Annotated in this window: 10 protein-coding genes; 6 read left to right on the top strand and 4 right to left on the bottom strand. The window is 71.5% G+C overall.

What is annotated here, in order from left to right:
• Positions 1–159: 159 nt before the first annotated feature.
• Positions 160–6,489 carry a DUF4215 domain-containing protein gene (locus WMF14_RS27480; RefSeq protein ID WP_437790763.1) on the bottom strand — a complete coding sequence of 2,110 codons (6,330 nt, stop codon included), beginning with the start codon at positions 6,487–6,489 and terminating at the stop codon, positions 160–162.
• A 440-nt stretch (positions 6,490–6,929) separates the two neighbouring features.
• The gene (locus WMF14_RS27475; protein ID WP_437790761.1) at positions 6,930–7,826 is read right to left on the bottom strand and encodes an SDR family oxidoreductase; all 897 of its coding nucleotides are present in this window, start codon (positions 7,824–7,826) and stop codon (positions 6,930–6,932) included.
• A gap of 330 nt (positions 7,827–8,156) precedes the next feature.
• On the opposite strand from WMF14_RS27475, the gene WMF14_RS27470 reads away from it, so the two are divergent.
• The 6 genes from WMF14_RS27470 to cobT all read left to right on the top strand — a co-directional run bounded on the left by WMF14_RS27470 (position 8,157) and on the right by cobT (position 15,330).
• Complete coding sequence (locus WMF14_RS27470) at positions 8,157–8,387, top strand: hypothetical protein (RefSeq protein ID WP_437790760.1); 231 nt, start codon at positions 8,157–8,159, stop codon at positions 8,385–8,387.
• Between the two features lie 136 nt (positions 8,388–8,523).
• Positions 8,524–9,795, top strand: coding sequence for a hypothetical protein (locus tag WMF14_RS27465; protein WP_437790759.1), 1,272 nt, complete (start codon positions 8,524–8,526; stop codon positions 9,793–9,795).
• A 2-nt stretch (positions 9,796–9,797) separates the two neighbouring features.
• The gene (locus tag WMF14_RS27460; protein WP_272093849.1) at positions 9,798–10,337 is read left to right on the top strand and encodes a glycine-rich domain-containing protein; all 540 of its coding nucleotides are present in this window, start codon (positions 9,798–9,800) and stop codon (positions 10,335–10,337) included.
• The gene (locus WMF14_RS27455) at positions 10,334–11,545 is read left to right on the top strand and encodes an MFS transporter (protein WP_437790758.1); all 1,212 of its coding nucleotides are present in this window, start codon (positions 10,334–10,336) and stop codon (positions 11,543–11,545) included. The genes WMF14_RS27460 and WMF14_RS27455 overlap by 4 nt, the downstream gene beginning before the upstream one ends.
• Positions 11,546–11,654: 109 nt before the next feature.
• The gene (locus WMF14_RS27450) at positions 11,655–13,298 is read left to right on the top strand and encodes a flavin-containing monooxygenase (protein WP_437790757.1); all 1,644 of its coding nucleotides are present in this window, start codon (positions 11,655–11,657) and stop codon (positions 13,296–13,298) included.
• 184 nt (positions 13,299–13,482) lie between these two features.
• A complete protein-coding gene (cobT, locus tag WMF14_RS27445) occupies positions 13,483–15,330 on the top strand; it encodes a nicotinate-nucleotide--dimethylbenzimidazole phosphoribosyltransferase (protein WP_437790755.1) in 1,848 nt (615 codons plus the stop codon).
• Here cobT and WMF14_RS27440 read toward each other — a convergent pair.
• The gene (locus tag WMF14_RS27440; RefSeq protein ID WP_437790754.1) at positions 15,282–16,256 is read right to left on the bottom strand and encodes a hypothetical protein; all 975 of its coding nucleotides are present in this window, start codon (positions 16,254–16,256) and stop codon (positions 15,282–15,284) included. The genes cobT and WMF14_RS27440 overlap by 49 nt on opposite strands.
• A gap of 451 nt (positions 16,257–16,707) precedes the next feature.
• Complete coding sequence (locus tag WMF14_RS27435; RefSeq protein ID WP_437790752.1) at positions 16,708–18,606, bottom strand: c-type cytochrome; 1,899 nt, start codon at positions 18,604–18,606, stop codon at positions 16,708–16,710.
• Between the last annotated feature and the right edge of the window lie 427 nt (positions 18,607–19,033).

Below are 19,033 nucleotides of genomic sequence, written 5' to 3'. Positions count from 1 at the left end.
CGAGGGCGGCCGTCGCGGACGAGCGGCGGCGATCGATCGCGAGCTAGCGGCTGTATCTGGGAGGAGGTCGACCCGAGCGACGCGCGGTGCTCGGGCGTCGCGGGCCCGCGGGGGAGGCGTCGAACGACGCCTTCGCCCCGCGCGCCCGCCGTCGCTCGATCAGTTGGGGAAACCGTCGAACTGGCAGGTCAGGCTGCAGCCGTCGCCGCCCGTGCGGTTGCCGTCGTCGCACGCCTCGTAGGGTTTCTGCACCTTGCCGTCGCCGCAGTACGGGCCGTAGACGCAGCCCGGCGCGCACTTGCCGTAGCCGCCGGTGTTCTTGCCGTCGCCGTCGTCGCACTGCTCCGGGCCGTTGCGGATGCCGTCGCCGCAGCGCGGGCCGAGCTGGCAGCGCGGGCCGCACTGGCCGTAGCCGCCGTCGTTCTTGCCGTCGTCGCACTGCTCGCCGGGCTGGACGACGCCGTCGCCGCACTGCCCGCCGAGGCGGCAGTTGTTGCTGCAGCCCGTGGCCTCGTTCGGGGGATCGCACTGCTCGCCCCACTCCTCGTCGACGCGGCGGTCACCGCACTTCGCCGCCGGGCTGCAGTCGGGCATGCAGCTCCCGTAGAAGCCGTCGTTCACGCCGTCGTCGCAGGTCTCCGTGCCGTTGACGCGGCCGTCGCCGCAGTACGGCCCGTACTGGCAGAGGGCGTCGCACCCGTTGTATTCGCCGCTGTTCTTGCCCTCGCCGAGATCGCAGTCCTCCTCCACCGGCTGGACGATGCCGTCTCCGCAGCGCGGCCCGAAGATGCACGAGGGACCGCACTTGCCGTACTCGCCGTCGTTGATCCCGTCGTCGCACTCCTCGCCGAACTGCGGCTGGATCACCCCGTCGCCGCAGTGCGCGCCGAGCCGGCAGCTCACGCAGTTCGGGTCGGTCGTGCTGTCGCACTCCTCGCCCCAGTCCGCGTCGACGCGGTTGTCGCCGCACCTCGGCGCCGGCGTGCAGCCCGGAGCGCAGGTGCCGTAGGTGCCGTCGTTCACGCCGTCGTCGCACGCCTCGGCGCCGTTCCTGATGCCGTCGCCGCAGTACGGCCCGTAGTCGCAGGTCGCGGTGCACCCGCCGTACCCGCCGGTGTTCTTGCCTTCGCCGAGATCGCAGTCCTCCTCGCCGGGCTGGACGATGCCGTCGCCGCAGCGCGGCCCGTTGAGGCACGCAGGGCCGCACTGGCCGTACCCACCGTCGTTGACGCCGTCGTCGCACTCCTCGCCGAGGTTCGGCTGCGTGATCCCGTTGCCGCACTGCTTGGGGAGCCGGCAGCTCACGCAGTTCGGGTCGGCCGCGTTGTCGCACTCCTCGCCCCACTCGGTGTCGACGCGGTTGTCGCCGCACCTCGGCGCCGGCGTGCAGCTCGGGTTGCAGGTGCCGTAAGCGCCGTCGTTCACACCGTCGTCGCACCCCTCGGCGCCGTTCCTGATGCCGTCGCCGCAGTACGGACCGTAGTTGCAGGAGGCGGTGCACCCGCCGTACCCGCCGGTGTTCTGCGCGCTGCCGAGGTCGCACTGCTCTTCCTCGGACTGGACGATGCCGTCGCCGCAGCGCGGCCCGTAGAGGCACGAGCGCCCGCATTCGCCGTAGCCGCCGTCGTTCACGCCGTCGTCGCACTCCTCGCCGAGGTTCGGCTGCGTGATCCCGTTGCCGCACTGCGGGGGGAGCTGGCAGTTCAGGCAGTTCGGGTCGGCCGCGTTGTCGCACTCCTCGCCCCACTCGGCGTCGACGTGGTTGTCGCCGCACCTCGGGGCCGCCGTGCAGTTCGCGTTGCAGGTGCCGTAAGCGCCGTCGTTCACACCGTCGTCGCACCCCTCGGCGCCGTTCCTGATGCCATCACCGCAGTACGGACCGTAGTTGCAGCTGGCGGTGCACCCGCCGTACCCGCCGGTGTTCTGGGCGCTGCCGAGGTCGCAGCGCTCTTCCTCGGACTGGACGATGCCGTCGCCGCAGCGAGGCCCGTAGAGGCACGAGCGCCCGCACTGGCCGTAGCCGCCGTCGTTGACGCCGTCGTCGCAGTCCTCGCCGAGGTCCCGCTGCGTGATCCCGTCGCCGCAGTGCTCGCCGCGCTGGCAGCGCACGCAGCTCGGGTCGGTCGTGCTGTCGCACTCCTCGCCCCAGTCGGCGTCGACGTGGTTGTCACCGCACATCGGCGCCGGCGTGCAGTTCGGGTTGCAGGTGCCGTAGAAGCCGTCGTTGACGCCGTCGTCGCACCCCTCGGTGCCGTTCCTCTTGCCGTCGCCGCAGTACGGCCCGATCTGGCACTCGCGCGTGCAGCCGCCGTAGCCGTTCGCCGTGTTGCCGGAGCCGAGATCGCACGCCTCGTACGGCGCGTTGACCGCGCCGTCGCCGCACCGGGGCGGGGCCACGCACCCCGGCGCGCAGGCGTTCGAGGCGTTGGCGTACGTGCTGTTGTTGACCCCGTTGTCGCAGGTCTCCATGCCGTTTCTGATGCCGTCGCCGCAGTACGGCCCGAGCCGGCAGTTGTTGCACTGGCCGTAGGCCGTCCCGTTCTTGCTGCCGTCGTCGCACTCCTCGCCTGGCGTCACGACCGGCGGGTCGACCCCGCACTGCGGCGTGCACACCGACGTGCCGGCGCTGAAGCCCGACAGCGTGAGCTGGTAGTTCGACCCGGTGATGTGGCGCTCGGCCTGGAACACCGCGATCTCGTAGACCTTGCCCGCCTGGAGGTTCAGGTTGACGGGGTAGGGGGTGCGGGGGGCCGGGCAGACGTTCTGGGTGCAGGGGGTCACCTGGGCGTTGCCGTTGTCCAGGATGGTCACGCTCTCCTGGAGCTGCCCGTGGATGCCGCCGATGTCCGCGGTCAGCGTGTTGTTGATGAACACCCAGACGTCGTCGTCACCGAAGAAGGTGAGCACCGGATCGGCCGCGGCGCCGTTCGGCGTGAACTGGAACCAGTACCGCACCTCGCTCGTGAAGTAGAAGTTGTGCCCCTGATCCTGCGCCTTCTCCTGCCCGGAGGAGACCAGGTTGTTGAGCACGGGATCGCCGTTCGGCGGGGCGCGGTCCACCGGCCAGAACGGGTTCCGCTGGTACACGTACCTGCCGGCCTGCGGGGTCAGCTCGATGGTGGTAACGAGCGTCCTGTTGTAGGTCGGGTTGTCCCGGTACCACCACTGGAAGTTGTTCTGCCCCGAGGTCCAGCCGTTCGCGTCGCTCGGCGTGACGAAGCCGGGGCCGAACCTGCTCACGGGCTTGCCGGCGGCGTCGAGCGTCGCCTGGACCGTGTTGTCGATCTGATTGCCGCTCGGGGTGATCTCGAAATCGAAGTGCCCGACGAGGGTGTCGTTCAGGTTGTTGTCACAGGCGGTGTTGCTGACGTTGCGGTTGTAGTCCTCCGGGCACCAGCCGATGAAGTCGCGGATGACCATCGGCAGCCGCATCTCGCTGGGCTGAACGGCGCAGGTGTAGCCCGGCTCGATCGTGCACGTCGCGGAGCAGCCGTCGCCGCTCACGGTGTTGCCGTCGTCGCACGCCTCGGTGGCGTCGCCGGGCAGGAGCATGCCGTCGCCGCACTTCGAGATGCACGCGCCGCCGCTGCAGTTCGGCTCGCCCTTGCAGTCCGGCGTGCAGCCGTCGCGCCAGTTGCGGTTGCCGTCGTCGCAGGCCTCGGTGCCCTCGCGAATGCCGTTGCCGCAGACGGAGAAGCCCGTGCAATCCTGGGGCTCTCCGTTGTCGCAGACGCTCCCGGGCTCGATCCGGCAGGTCTCGTCGCAGCCGTCGTCCGAGAACGGATTGCCGTCGTCGCACTGCTCGGCGCCGTTCTTGACGCCGTCGCCGCAGACGGTCTTGCAGGGGAACCCGACGCGCGAGCAATCCCACCCGTTCTCGATCGTCTTGCAATCGGCGCTGCATCCGTCGCCGCTCGCCGGGGGCTGCTTCCCGTCGTCGCACACCTCGGTGCCGCCGATCTTGCCGTCGCCGCACACGGGCGCCGGCGGCGGGGTGCAGCGCCCACCGCCCGGCGGGCACGTCCAGCCGACCTCGATCTTGCACTGCGCTGTGCAGCCGTCGCCGCCGACAGGGTTTTCCCCGCCGCCGTCATCGCACTGCTCGCCGAGCTGCACCGTGCCGTCGCCGCAATAGGTCCTCACGGTGCAGGGCTGGCCAGGCTTGCAGATCCAGCCCTGTTCGAGCCGGCAATCCGCCGTGCAGCCGTCGCCCGACGCGGGCGGTTTGCGGCCGTCGTCGCACTCTTCGCCGTTGTTCACCCGGCCATCGCCGCACTGGAAGACGAGGACGCAGGCCTTGCCGGGCTCGGGGCACACGTACGCCGGGTCCACCGTCTTGCAATCCGCGCTGCAGCCGTCGCCGCCCGCGGTGTTGCCGTCGTCGCAGATCTCGCCGGGGTTCACGGTGCCATCGCCGCACCGGAACAAGAGCACGCAGGGCTGCCCCGGGGTCGGGCAGCTGTAGAAGGACTCCTGCCGGCACAGGCTAGAGCAGCCGTCGCCGCCCGCGGTGTTGCCGTCATCGCACTGCTCGCCGGTCTCCTTGAGGCCGTTGCCGCAGGCCGGCAGCCGCGTGCACGGCTGGCCCGGCAGGCTGCACTGATACCCCTGCTCGCGCATGCAGTCCGCGCTGCAGCCGTCGCCGCTCCGGGTGTTGCCGTCCTCGCACTGCTCGCCGTCGTTCACGCGGCCGTCGCCGCACCAGTAGTTGAGGGTGCAGGGCTGGCCCGGCGTGGTGCACGTGTAGATCGGGTCCACCCCGCTGCAGTCGGCGCTGCAGCCGTCGCCGCCCACGGTGTTGCCGTCGTCGCAGACCTCGCCCGGGCTGAGCACGCCGTCGCCGCACCGGATCAAGAACTCGCAGGGCTGCCCCGGGGTCGCGCAGTTGTAGAAGGCCTCCTGCCGGCACAGGCCCGAGCAGCCGTCGCCGCTCGCGGTGTTGCCGTCATCGCACTGCTCGCCGGTCTCCTTGAGGCCGTTGCCGCAGGCCGGCAGCCGGGTGCACGGCTGACCGGGGCGGCTGCACTGATACCCCTCCTCGCGCATGCAGGTGGCGCTGCAGCCGTCGCCGCTCCGGGTGTTGCCGTCCTCGCACTGCTCGCCGTCGTTCACGCGGCCGTCGCCGCACCAGTAGAGGCGGGTGCAGGGCTGACCCGGCTTGGGGCAGGTGTAGATCGGGTCGACCGCCTTGCAATCCGCGCTGCAGCCGTCGCCGCCCACGGTGTTGCCGTCGTCGCAGACCTCGCCCGGGTTGATCGCGCCGTCGCCGCACCAGTAGAGGAGGGTGCAGGGCCGACCCGGGGTCGGGCAGGTGTAGAAGGCCTCCTGCCGGCACAGGCTCGAGCAGCCGTCGCCGCTCGCGGTGTTGCCGTCATCGCACTGCTCGCCGCTCTCCAGGGCGGCGTTGCCGCAGACCGGGAGCCGCGTGCAGGGCTGCCCGGGCCGCGAGCACACGAAGCCGGGCTCGCGCATGCAGGTGGCGCTGCAGCCGTCGCCGGACGCGGGCGGGTCGTCGCCGTCCTCGCACTGCTCGCCGTTGTTCACGCGCCCGTCGCCGCAGCGATAGAGGAGGATGCAGGGCTTCCCCGGCTCGGAGCACGCGTAAAGCGGGTCCAGCGTCTTGCAGTCCGCGCTACAGCCGTCGCCGTCCTGGGTGTTGCCGTCGTCGCAGATCTCGCCCGGATCCACCGCGCCGTCGCCGCACCGGATCAGGAGCTCGCAGGGCTGCCCGGGCGTCGTGCAGACGTAGAAGGACTCCTGTCGGCAGAGGCTCGAGCAGCCGTCGCCGCTCGCGGCGTTGCCGTCGTCGCAGAGCTCGCCGGCCTCCTTGAGGCCGTTGCCGCAGACCGGCAGGCGCTCGCACGGCTGCCCGGGCCTCGGGCACACGAAGCCCGCCTCCCGCTTGCAGTCCGCGCCGCAGCCGTCGCCGGCCGTCTCGTTGCGGTCGTCGCACTCCTCGGAGCCGTTCACGCGGCCATCGCCGCAGTCGTAGAGCAGCGTGCACGGCTCGCCCGGCCTCGGACAGACGTACGAGGGATCGACGAAGATGCAGTCTGCGCTGCAGCCGTCGCCGTCCGCGGTATTGCCGTCGTCGCAGAACTCGCCGGGATCGACCACGCCATCGCCGCACGCGATGGTCAGCACGCACGGCTCGCCGGGCGTCGGACACGCGCAGTAAGGCTCGATCTCGCACAGACCGGAACAGCAATCGCCGGGCAGGCTGTTGCCGTCGTCGCACGCCTCGCTGGCCTGGTTGATCTCGCCGTCGCCGCAGGCGGGCTCCTGGGGCAAGAGGCACTCGGGGGGCGGGTCGTCGACGGCGCAGGGATCGGGCCCGCCGCCGCTTCCGCCGCCGCCAGAGGCGACGCCCGAGCCGAAGTCATTGCCGCCGTCGCCGGAGCCGCTGGAGGTCACGCTCCCCGCGCCGCCTGTGCCAGGCTCGCCCGTGGAGGGCGCGCCCCCACCACAGGCGGCGACTATTTGCAGCAATCCAACGGCCAAAGCCAGATAAGACGTTCTCAAACTCACGACACACCTCGACGAACACGAGCGGCTGCGCTCGGGCAGGACCAGGACGAACACGAGCGGCTGCGCTCGGGCAGAAAGGCCGACGACCCGTTTCCAGGGTAGCCCGGCCGCCCTTCGCACCTCTAGGCGAAAATCACTTCATCCTGCGCCACTCGGCCACTCCCGCACGGGTTCCCGTTCGCAGCGGAGTCTGCGGAGCGCCGCTGACGAATGACGCGCGTTGCGCGACGCAGCGACGGATGGACACGGTGTTTCATTTCAGCTGCTGGTGCACGGGCCCGCGGGCCAGGCTGGCAACCCGGTTCGGTCTTGACATTCGCTCTGCGACGGGACGTCGGAGATAGTTTGCGTCCCAAGAGGGCGCGGAGATCTCCGCGCCCCGCGGATCCCGCGGCGGCGCGCTATCCGCCTGCTCGCCCGAGCACGCCGCCGAGGCCCATCCACGCGATGTACGCCCGCTGCACGTCCGCTGTCTTTCGGTTGATCTCCTCCACGGCGCCGTTGCCCAGCGGGTCGAGCACCGTGCGCAGCGGCCGCTCCCCGGTCGGCAGCGCCGTGAGCCTCAGGATCGCGTCCGCGACCTGCTGCGGGTCTGGCGGGCCTTGGCGCTTCATCGTCTCGATCACCGGCTTCCACAGCTCCGTGGCGAGCGCGAACAGGGCGCCATACTCCGCCGCTCGGGCCTCGTCGGCCTGCATCGCGTTGGCCATCACGCCGGTCGTCGGGAACGCGCCCGGCTCGACGATGGCGACGTCGATCCCGAGGGGCGCGAGCTCGTAGCTGATGCACTCGGCCATCGCCTCGAGCGCGAACTTGCTCGCGCTGTAGTGGCCGAAGAGCGGCGTCACGACCCGCCCGACGGCGCTGCTCACGTGGACGAGGAGGCCGCTCTTCTGCCGCCGCATCGAGGGCAGCACGGCGCGGTTGACGCGCACGGCGCCGAGGTAGTTCACCTGGAACGTGGCCTCGGCCTGCGCCACCGTGAACGCCTCGAGCGGCCCCTGGGACAGGACGCCCGCGTTGTTGATCACGACGTCGACGCCGCCCGCCTCGTCGAGCACGCGCGCCACGGCCGCGTCGACCGAGGCGTCGCTCGTCACGTCGAGCTCGATCACGCGCAGCGCGAGCCCCTCGCGCGCGGCGAGCTCCGCGAGCTCGGACGCCGGCCCCGCGTTCTTCGACGTGATCGCGCGCATCGCGGCGAAGACGCGGTGTCCCGCGCGGGCGAGGGTGACGGCGGTCGCGCGGCCGAAGCCGCTGCTGGAACCTGTGATGAGGGAACGGAGCTCTCGGGTCATTCTCGCGCTCGCTTTCGAAAGGGGGAGCAAGGAGCGTATCGCGCTGGATCCACCCGGCGGAACCGGCGAACGGCGATCGTCTCGCTTCTGCGCGCCGAAATAGTTCCACTGGGCCTGGAGCGATCGACTCGTTAGATGGCCGGGCGGCGCGATGCACCCGCGGATTGCCCTCCTTGACCCCTTTGGGTTGAACCGTATAGTCAGCCAGACGGTCGGGCTGCTCACAAAGCGTGTCTGCCGGACCGTCGAGCCCACGACCGCAGCCCTGCGCGGGTTGTGGACGTGTGCGCCGTGGTTGCATCGTCCACCATCACATCATCGGAGGTTCGAATGGAACACTTGATTCGCCAGATCGCCCAGGATCGTCTCTGGAAGCAGTGGATTGCGGCCAACTCGTCCGGTGGGCCGACCCTCGACGCCGGCTGCATCTCGCGGAAGGAAGGGTGCATCTCGAAGAAGGCCGGCTGTATCTCGAAGAAGGCCGGCTGCGTCTCGAAGAAGGCCGGCTGCATCTCGCGGAAGGAAGGCTGTATCTCGAAGAAGGCCGGCTGTATCAGCTGACGGGGCTCCGGGGGCGCGGGCGAGGCGGCAGGACCACGTTCATCTTCTCGTGGTCTTCTGCCTCGCCCGCGCGCGCCCGGAAGAATGGGTGCTGCGCTTCTCGATGGCCGTTCAACCTTCTTCCTGGAGTCGACCCATGGACGCCCACGGACCGACGCTCGCAGCGATGATCGATCAGGTCAGGGACATCCCTATCTACCGCCAGTCGATCGAGGAGGGCTCCTTCCCGATCCTGGAGAAGCCGGAGATCGCAAGAGGCTTTCCGGACAACTGGATGACCCCGAGGCTCGCCGAGGCGCTGAAGGTCGGCGAGGCAGAGCTCGTGCTCTCGACAGGGACCAACCACGCGCGGATGCAGATCATCCGCCCGCCGTTCTTCCTCCTGAAGTCGTACTACCGGCTGTGGAGCGAGCACCCCGACATCGCTGTCACCTGGCATGAGGGCTGCCAGCGCGCCTCGATCACCACGGTGCTCGCGACAGAGCACGTGGCGCGGCTCGCCGCGAGGCGGCGCGGCGCCGAGGTGCCGGCGCTCCCCAGCCTCGAGGATCGCCGGCTCGACGCGCGGACGCTCTATATCAACCTGCGGCTCGACCCGGCGCTCTGGGATCGCGGCGACGTCGAGCGCATGCTCGCCGAGATGACCGCCGTCCGAGAGGCGCACCCGCGACGCCTTTACCACGTCGACTGCGATGGCTATCACCTGGCTCACCTGGTGAAGAAGGCGCTCGATTTTGGAGCGTGGGAGCGCTTTCCGAGGCCGGCCAGCATCGTTCACGCCTACGAGCTCACGCCGAGGAACGTGCGGCGGTTCCTGGCGCAGCACTTCGAGTGCCCGATCGTCGACCTGTTCGGCAGCACGGAGCTCGGATATCTGTATTACAGCGATCGTCACGGCCGCTACTGGCCTCACCTCGACCAGATGCACCTCGAGCTGATCCCTGTCGAGGAGGGCAGCGCGATCTACAGCCTCATCGTCTCGAGCGTCCGCAACCCCTGCATGCCGCTCATCCGCTATCGCTCGGGCGACTGCGCCGAGACGGTCGGCGGCACCCCCGATCCGCTCCGGATCCGCCGGTTCTGCGGGCGCGAGCGGGAGCTCCTCTGGGCGCAGCCGAGGGGCCCGATCTCGCAGGCCGATCTCGACGACTGGATCGCCGTCTCCGCGCCGTCCATCTTCGTCTATCAGCTCCACGCGGAGGGACAGCGGCGGGGCCGATTGCTCTATACAACCTTCGACGGCGCGCCCGTCGCCCCGGCCGCGGCGCGCGCGCTGCGAGAGCGGATCTGGGAGGGCGCCGGCCTCGACTGCGTCCTCGATCACCGCGCCCACATCGCGATCGGCAAGTCCGGGAAGTACGCATGGCTGGTGCAGGGCGGCGAGGCCGCGGAGCGAGGTGGCTCGTGACGATGGAACGACCCAGGGCGACGGCCGCCGCGCTGAAGGCGCTGCTCGACGGCGCGTTCTTCTCCGGCGTGGTGCGCCATTTCGTGCGGACCACCGGCGAGGAGCCCGCGACCGTCGAGCGCCAGGTGCTCGAATGCCTGCGGTACCTCTACCTGATATCGCGCTACCCGGAGCCGCTGGCCGGGCTGTTCTTGCCCGTGGAGCAGGCGATCGACGAGGTCTGGCACTACCTGATCTTGCAGACGCGGGAGTACCGTGAGCTGTGCGAGGAGCGCCTCCCGGGCCGCTTCTTCATCCATCACCGCAGCCTGCCCTACGAGGACTATCAGGAGGCGCAGGCCAGCCGGGAGCAGGCGATCGAGGAGGCGCTGCGCTGGCTGCCGCTCTACCGGGACGAGTTCGGCCCCTTCGACGAGGGCGCGCTGCCTCACTGGACGATGGTGCGGTTTCTCCACCAGCGCCTGGGCCTCTCTCTCGAGGCGATCGCGGCGCTCGACGCGGGAGACGGGGCCGCCCTGCCTGGCGTGGAGCGCGTCACTTGAGCCGTCAGGCTGTCGTCGTCTCGCCCGCGCCCGCCACGTCCGTCAACACGCTGGTCCTGCTGCTTTGCCAGGTCCTGGGGATCGCTTCTGTGGTGTCGGTCCAGTTCGCCGGCAGCGTGGTCGGTGAGCGGCTCGCGAGGGACATGCGGCTCGCGACGCTCCCGGTGGCCGTGCTCGTGCTGTCCTCGGCCCTGGGCACCTGGCCGGCCAGCCAGCTGATGCGCCGCTTCGGGCGCAAGCCCTGCTTCATCGCCGCGGCGCTCCTGTCCGCCGGCTGCCTCGCGCTCGCGGCGCGCGCGGTGGACCGCTCCGATCTCCCGCTGTTCTGCGCGGCGGTCTCTGGCGTCGGCCTGCACGGCGCCTTCGTGCAGCAGTACCGCTTCGCGATCCTCGAAGGGCAGGAGAGCCACAGGGCGCCGCGCCTCCTGACCATGATCCAGCTCGCCAGCGCGCTCGGCATCATCCCTGGGATCTCGCTCTTCGGCCTGCTGGAAGGGCGGACGTCCAGCGAGCTGCCCTCTGCCCTGCTCGTCCTTTCGGCGCTCCAGGTCGTCGCGGCGCTCGCGTTCGCCTCGTACCGGCCGCAGGAAGCGCGGGTCGCGGAGGCCTCCGCCGCGCCCGAATCGGGGGCTCGCGCGCTGTACTGGCCCATGGTGGCGATGGGCGCCGGCGCTTTCCTGGTGATGAGCCTGATCATGGTGCCGACGCCGCTCCAGATGTGCGGCGTCGAGCAGAGCTCGATCCGGCAGGCGGGCTGGGTGATCGAGGTGCACCTCCTGAGCATGTACCTGCCTTCGCTCTCGGTCGGCGCCCTCCTGAAGCGGATGTCGATCGCGGCGCTCCAGGGGCTCGGGCTGCTGTTCCTGCTCGCGGGGTTCGTCATCAGCCTGGCTCCAGGGCTCGAAGGGCACCTGGTCGGGCTCTCGCTGGTCGGGGTCGGATGGTGTTATGTGTTCGTGACCGCGACGACCCTTGTCGCGCGCAGCCGCTCGGGTCCCGAGCGTTTCCGGGCGCAGGGCGTCAATGATCTGTGCGTGTTCGCCGCCAGCGGCGCGGCGTCGCTCTCGTCCGGCGCGCTGCTGGCGGCGCTGGGGTGGAGCGGCCTCGTGCACCTCGGGGTGGCGCTGGTCCTGGGCTTGATGGCGCTCGCGCTTCGCGTCCACCGCGCCTCACGCCCGGCGCCAGCGCAGGGCGGCGCGCGTCTCTGACGCGATCGCGCGGGGCCGCGATCGACGTTTCGCGCATTGGGCGCATTTTGCGCATTTTGCACCTTTCGCGCCTTTCGCGCGCCGATGTCCGGAGAGGGAGGTGAACATCATGTCTGACATGCAGTCGAATCGTTCAGGAGGCGACCCGGCGCCCGTCGGCCCGCTCGACGCCGTCGTCGTCGGCGCCGGGTTCGCGGGCCTGTACATGCTCTACCGCCTGCGCCGGCTCGGCCTCTCGGTCCGCGTCTACGAGGCGGGCGGCGGGGTGGGCGGCACCTGGTACTGGAACCGCTACCCCGGCGCGCGCTGCGACATCGCCAGCATGGACTACTCCTATTCGTTCTCTCCGGAGCTCCAGCAGGAATGGACGTGGACCGAGCGATACGCCACGCAGCCGGAGATCCTGCGTTATCTCGATCACGTCGCGGACAGGTTCGAGCTCCGCGCGCACATCCAGCTCCGGACGCGGGTGACCGCGGCTGCCTTCGACGAGGCGACGGATCGGTGGGCGATCCGGACCGACGACGGCGCCAGCGTGTCCGCCCGGTTCTTGATCATGGCGACCGGCTGCCTGTCCGCCGCGAAGGTGCCCGATCTCAAGGGGCTCGAGGCGTTCCGGGGCGAGCGATACAACACGAGCCACTGGCCGCACGGCGGCGTCGACTTCACCGGCAAGCGCGTCGGCGTCATCGGCACGGGCTCGTCCGGCGTCCAGGTCATCCCCGCCATCGCCGAGCAGGCGGCGCGCCTCTTCGTCTTCCAGCGGACGCCGTGCTTCAGCGTGCCCGCCCGCAACGCGCCCCTGGAGGCCGCTCACGAGTCGTGGATGAAGGCGAACTACGCGGAGCACCGGCAGAGGGCCCGCGAGACGCGCGCCGGGGTCATCATGGACGTCGACCCGCGGTCGGCGCTGGAGGTGTCGCCCGAGGAGCGGGAGCGCGCGTACCAGGCTCGCTGGGAGCAGGGCGGCACCGGCTTCCTCGCCACGTTCTCGGACGTGATGCGGTCCCGGGAAGCCAACGAGACCGCCGCCGAGTTCGTCCGATCCCGGATCCGCGCGGCGGTCCGCGACCCGGACGTCGCCGAGGCGCTCTCGCCGAGGGGGTATCCGCTGGGGACCCGGCGGCTCTGCGTCGACACCGGCTATTACGAGACCTTCAATCGGGAGAACGTCACGCTGGTCGACGTCAAGGCGTCGCCGATCGAGGAGATCACGAAGGCGGGGCTCCGGACGCGCAGCGCCGAGTACGCGCTCGACAGCCTCGTGCTCGCCACGGGCTTCGACGCCATGACGGGCGCCTTGACCCGGATCGAGCTCCGCGGGAGAGGCGGCGAGCCGCTCAAGGCGAGGTGGGCCGACGGCCCGCGTACGTACCTCGGCGTCGCCATCGCCGGCTTCCCGAACCTGTTCACGATCACCGGCCCTGGGAGCCCGTCCGTGTTCAGCAACGCGATCGTCTCCATCGAGCAGCACGTGGAATGGATCGCGGACTGCATCGCCTACCTGCGAGAGCGCGGCTTCGCGCGCATCGAGGCCACGGCCGAGGCGGAGGACGGGTGGGTCGCGCACGCAAGAGAGGTGGCCGACGGCACGCTGTATCCGCTGGCCAGCTCCTGGTACGTCGGGGCGAACATCCCTGGCAAGCCGCGCGTCCTCATGCCCTATGCCGGGGGCGTCGGCGCCTACAGAAAGCGGTGCGAGGCGGTCGCGGCTCGGGGATACGAGGGGTTTTGCCTGTCGAGAGCAGGGTAGCCGCGTCCAACCGGGGAGGGCGCTCGTGATGGGCGCGATCGGCGGGGAGGCCGAGCACGTCGGCTCCCGCTTGCCCAGCCCCACCGGCGCCGCTCGCTGGCGCGAAGGATGACGCGCGAGGGGACCATCTGCAGCGCGCGGCCGTCGGCTGCCCATCGCCTGGCGATCGTGGTAGCTGACCGCGGTGCCAGCCACACACGAACCGTCGTATCTGGTCCCGGAGGCCGTCGTCGCCTTCGATGAGGGCGCGCGGCAGGCGGTCTACGACGTCATCGCCCTGCGGCGCGACGTCCGGCAGTTCGAGCCCGGGCGCGCGCTCGACCGGGCTGTCCTGCGGCGCATCCTCGAGGCCGCGCACCTGGCGCCCAGCGTGGGATTCTCCCAGCCCTGGGGCTTCGTCGTCGTGCGCGACGAGGCGCAGCGCGCGCGCATCCGCGAGAGCTTCCTTCGCTGCCGTGAGGCGGAGGCCGCCCGTTTTCCGGCGGGCCGGCGCGAGCAGTACCTCTCCTACCGTCTCGAGGGGATCCTCGAGGCGTCGCTCAACGTGTGCGTCGCGGTCGACCTGAGGCCTCGGGGGGAGGCGATCCTGGGCACCATCGTCCAGCCGGAGGCGGTGCGCGCGAGCGCGTGCTGCGCGGTGCAGAACCTCTGGCTCGCCGCGCGCGCCGAGGGGGTCGGCGTCGGCTGGGTCAGCATCGTGGAGCCCGCCGTCCTCCGCGCCGAGCTGCGCCTCCCGCCGGGCGTGGAGCCGATAGCGTATCTCTGCCTGGGCCACCCGGTCGCCTTCCGGCGGCGGCCGATGCTGGAAGAGAGCGGCTGGCGAGAGCGGCGCGCGCTCGATGAGGTCGTCCACGAACATGGCATCTGGCGAGACCGCGAGGACGCCGCCACGCCGGCGGCGGGCCGCGCGAGCGAGGCGCCGCGCTCATCGCTCCGGACGACGGCGATCCCACCGCTGGACGCCGCCGCCATGGAGGCCTGTCGTGCGCACCAGGCCACGCTCGGCCTGCCGGCGGGCAGCCTGGGGCGGATCGAGCAGCTCGCGGCGTGGTGGGCCGGCGTGCGTGGCGAGCTCCCGCTCCCGTCGCCCGCGCCGGGGCTGGCCGTGTTCTGCGCGGACCACGGCGTCGTCGCCGAGGGCGTGAGCGCTCACCCGTCGTCGGCGACGACGGCGAGGCTCGCGGACGTGATGGCCGGGGGCGCGGCGGTCTCGGCGCTGGCGGCGCGCCACGGCGTGCGGCTCGTTGCGGTGGATGTCGGCCTCACGGGCGATCTCTCGGCGCTGCCGTGTGCGCCGGTCGTCCCGCTGGTACCGCGGGTGGTGCGGCGCGGCACCGGAAACCTGCGGCGCGAGCCGGCGATGACGCGCGACGAGGCGGCTCGCGCGATGGGGGCCGGCGCCGAGACCGCCCGCGCGCTCGCCGCGGAGGGCGTCACGCTGGCGGGCGTCGGCGACATCGGGATCGGCAACACGACGGCGGCGACAGCGATCCTGTGCGCCCTCACGGGCGCGCCGCCGGCGAGCCTCGCGGGACCGGGCGCCGGCCTCGACGCGGAGGGCGTCGCGCGCAAGGCCGGCGTCGTCGCCGACGCGCTCGCGCGTCACGCGCCTGATCCCGCGGACCCTCTCGACGTGCTGGCGAAGGTCGGCGGGCTGGAGATCGCCGCGATGGCCGGCTTCGCGCTCGAGGCCGCGCGGCTGCGCGTGGGCGTCGTCGTCGATGGGCTGACGGCGTGCGCCGCGGCCCTCTGCGCCGTCAGGATGGCCCCGGCGCTCCGGCCATGGCTCCTCGCGGCGCACCGCTCGGCCGAGCCCGCGGCGGCCCTCGCGCTCACCGAGCTCGGGCTCGAGCCGCTCTTCGATCAGGGACTATGGGTGGGCGAGGGGATCGGCGCCGTGCTCGGGTTGCACCTCGTCGGCGCCTGCGTCTCGACGCTGAGCGGGCTCGACCCTCGTCGCGAGCTCGCGCGCGGCTCCGGCGCTCACGGGGCCGTGGTCTCCGTCCCCGCCTCGGGCGCCGGATCCTTGTAGAACGCCACGTCGTCGATCCACACGCTGAATTGACGGCTCGCTGCGAAGCGGAACTGGACGGCCCAGACCTTCGTCAGGTCGACCGCCTCGAACGCCTGGCCCCAGCCGGACTGCTTGAGGCTGGCGAAGGGCACCTTGATTTGAGTCCAGCAATTCGTCAGCGTGATGGTCTTGGTGAAGTGATCGCTGCATCCGCCGTCAGCAGAGGTGCAGACGCCGCCATCCTGCCAGGTCTGCGTGTCGACGACGTCCACGAGGACCTTGTTGTAGGAGCCTTTGTCGGCGTAGGCAAAGAAGGTGACGCCGCTGAACTCGGAGGCGTTGTAGAGGCCCAGCTGGGACGACGAAGCGCTGTTCAGCTGGAAGCCGAAGAGGGCTCCCCAGCTCTCGAACAGGTCGTCGGCCACGACGTGCGCTGCCAACGTGCTGTCGCCGCGCGGCGCTTCGAGGAGGCTCATCACGAACTGCTCGCCCACTCCGGGCGTCTGCGTCCCCTTGCCATCGTTCGCTACGAACCAGAGCCCTTGCCGTGGGTTCGTTTCATCTTCCACGTCGATGATGAAATGGTCGTCATCTTCCATGTCGTCGATCAACGACAGTTCCAGCGTGGGGTCGCCCAGCGGCGGCTCTGGGCATGCGCCCCCTGCTCCTCCACCTCCCGCATCCCCGCCGGCGCCGCCTTCGCCGCCAGCGCCCCCGCCTCCCGCGTCCGTGCCGCCGGCGCCGCCTTCGCCGCCAGCGCCCCCGCCTCCCGCGTCCGCACCGCCGGTGCCGCCTTCGCCGCCGGCGCCCCCGCCTCCGGCGCCGCCCTTCCCTACCTCGTATGACTTATCGAAGCCGAAGATCTGGGCACATCCAACCCCGAGCACCGCAATGAGGCACCCGCTGGTCCACCGCGCAAAAGCCAGCTTGCTGTTCATGGTCATGGAAGGGATCTCCGAGAAGCTTCGGCCAATCACGATAGGACGCTGCGTGCCAGAATGGAAGCGCGTCGGTCGCGACGCGAGCCGCCGCGGCGCGGGCGCGAGACAGCGGCTTTCGGCCCCTCGCCGGCGCAGCGCTGCTCAGCCTGTCGAATCAAGGCAGCTCGGCAGCGCGCGGCGACCGTTCCCTACATGATATATCGGCGTGAGGAAGCCTCCGCCATCGCCTGTTGGCGACTCGGCAGCTCTGGCGAGCTCCCTGGCGACAGCCCTGTGACGTCAACCGTGTCACGGCGCTGCGGGCGCGCTCTTCCTCGACCGCGCATCGCAATACCGTAGGTGCCGAGTCGCGCGGACGCGCGGCGCGGAGCGTTCGAGCGAAGTCGATGAGCCGAGCGCGTTACCGATCGTGGCGCGGCATCACCGGGTGTTACCGATCGCGGCGCGGCGTCCGTCAACAGGCGCCCTCGGCGCGGCGCCCGCGGGCCGCGCCGGCGAGCGCGAGCCCGAGCAGCGCCGCCTGGACGAGGCATGTCTCCACCGCAGGGTAGATGCCGAGCGCGGTGAATCGAGGGAGCGGCAGCCGGTGGACCGGCAGCAGCCCGCAGAGCTGGAAGGCGGCCACGGCGCGGCCGGCGAGCGGGACGCACAGCAGACAGGCGAGCCAGGCGGGAGGGCTCCCCCAGCGGCGCGCGGCCGCCCGGCTCGCGCGGGAGACCAGCGCCGCGCCGGCGGCGAGCAGCGCGAGCGTGATCGACGCGCCGGCCACGGCGGCCGGCGCGACGGGGAGCGTCACCCCGAGCGCAGCATCGAGCGCCGAGAACCCCGCGCCGAAGCCGGCCAGCAGCGCGGCCGCGAACACGGCCGCTCGGCCGCCTCGCGACAGGCCGTCATGCGACGGATCGTGCGAGCGCATCTGCCGCGCCTCGCGCCGCCGGGCCAGCGCCGCCGTACCGGCGAGCGCCGCGAGCGCGAGCGCGAGCGTCGCGCCTGCCGTGAGCGTTCGCCAGAAGCCGGCCATGTGCCCGAGCGCCGCCGCGACCCAGGCGGCGAGCGCGAGCAGCAGCGCCGCGCCCGACGCGACGTGGACGACACGCCGGCTCCGCGACGAAGCGACGGCGGCGAGGGCGACCAGGAAGAGCGCCGCAGCGGCGAGCTCGCGCAGCGACAAGCGGCTCGAGACCTGGGCCACGAGCCGACCTGGCGCGCCCCCGGACCGCGCGAGCGCCACCTCGGCGTACGTCGCGTCGCGCAGGAGCGTGGCCATGCCCGCGTCGAGCGCCTCCGTCGTCGCGCCTGCCGAGAGCTCCGCTCGCAGGGCAAAGGCGCCGTCGCCGAGATCGTTCGCGAGCGCCTCGTTCACGGTGCGGACGCTCGCCTCGGCCGCGTCGATGCCGTCGAGCTGGGCCGTGCTGAGCGCCGCGCGCGCATCGGCGAGCCTGCCCTCTCGCAGCGCGGCGCGCCCCCTGTCGAGCGCCGCGCGCGCGGCGGAGAGGGGATGTGACGCGGCCTCGCGGCCATACGCGACGCGCCGCCGGAGCTCCGCGAGGAGCGCCGCGTGCCGCTCGGCGGGGATCCCGCGCGCCGAGAGCTCGGCGCGCAGGTCCGCGTCGGAGCGGACCGCGAGCTCGACCATGGAGTAGTCCGGCAGATCGCGCGGCCTCGGGCTCTCGCCGGGCTGCGGGTGGTGGAGGCCGGCGACGTGGAAGGCGAGGTCCCAGCGGTCGCGGGCGGAGAGGAAGGTGAACGGGACCATGGCCGTGCCGCTGACGCCGAATCGAACCGCGGACTCGATACCGACGGGCGCGAGCTGCTCGGCGATGATCGCGTCGTGGAAGTTCGCCGGGTGCGGGACCAGGGTCGCCGCGCGCCGGGTATCGGCGTATCCCGTCGGGCCGTGGCAAGTGGCGCAGTTCTCCTGGTAGAGGGCCGCGCCGCGCTCCGCGTCGGGCCGCGAGAGCGGCGCTTCCGCCAGCCGGAAGGCGGCCGCGACCCGGTCGCGCGCGCCCCTGGACGCGATGGCCACCTGATCCGGAGCGACCTTCGCCTCGACGAGCTCACGCACGCCGACGATGCCCTGCGCGAGGTCGCCCGCCTCGCTCTCGAGCGCGGACGGCTGGATGCGGGTGGCGACCTGGATCGCCTCGCCGAGCAGCGCCAGCTGCTCGTCATACTCGATGACGCTGGTGACGGCGCCGTTCGCAACGCACCCGCCATAATCCATGGCGACGTAGCCGAGCACATGGACGAGGCGGCGCGCCTCGACCTCGGCCGGCTCCCCCGGGTCCGCCAGCGCGGGGCGCTCGCCCAGGAGCAGGACGGCGGCCATGGCGGTCGCGCTGACCGTCGCCATGGCGGTGAGCCCGGCCGTCGCTGCTCGCGGGAGGCGCGGGAGACGTGGAAGACGCGAGGTGGAGCCGGCCCGCGTCGGCGATCCAGCGCACAGTCCCGTCGCGATCATGCGCCCAGGTCGCGCGCGTGGAAGTGGAATCAGAAATCGCGATGACACATATCCCTCATACAATCGAAAAAGAGTTCATGCTAGCTTCCCTCGATCGTGCAGCGACCTCGCTGCTCGACGACAATGCTTTGAGGTCCTCCTGATGATGATCATGCTGCGTGGCGCTCCGGGGCGCTGCGCCAGCTGGCCAGGGAGCAGAAAGGTTTTGCAAGACTGACCCACCGCTGTCGCACGGGGCGGCTACGGGCGAAGGCCCGGCGTCTGTCCTCCGTGCGAGCCTCCGTAACGAGAGCGAGCGGACGCGGCAGGGTGCTGGGGC

The sequence above is a fragment of the Sorangium sp. So ce693 genome (assembly GCF_051521375.1).
Taxonomy (GTDB): Bacteria; Myxococcota_A; Polyangia; order Polyangiales; family Polyangiaceae; genus Sorangium; species Sorangium atrum.
Note: the sequence above shows the minus strand (reverse complement) of the source record. Positions and strands in the feature narration are given on the sequence as shown.

Coding starts and splice junctions, on each gene's coding strand:
- WMF14_RS27475 (WP_437790761.1), bottom strand. CDS start 7,826: ATGACCCGAGAGCTCCGTTCCCTCATCACAGGTTCCAGCAGCGGCTTC.
- WMF14_RS27470 (WP_437790760.1), top strand. CDS start 8,157: ATGGAACACTTGATTCGCCAGATCGCCCAGGATCGTCTCTGGAAGCAG.
- WMF14_RS27465 (WP_437790759.1), top strand. CDS start 8,524: ATGGACGCCCACGGACCGACGCTCGCAGCGATGATCGATCAGGTCAGG.
- WMF14_RS27460 (WP_272093849.1), top strand. CDS start 9,798: ATGGAACGACCCAGGGCGACGGCCGCCGCGCTGAAGGCGCTGCTCGAC.
- WMF14_RS27450 (WP_437790757.1), top strand. CDS start 11,655: ATGTCTGACATGCAGTCGAATCGTTCAGGAGGCGACCCGGCGCCCGTC.
- WMF14_RS27440 (WP_437790754.1), bottom strand. CDS start 16,256: ATGACCATGAACAGCAAGCTGGCTTTTGCGCGGTGGACCAGCGGGTGC.
- WMF14_RS27435 (WP_437790752.1), bottom strand. CDS start 18,606: ATGGCGACGGTCAGCGCGACCGCCATGGCCGCCGTCCTGCTCCTGGGC.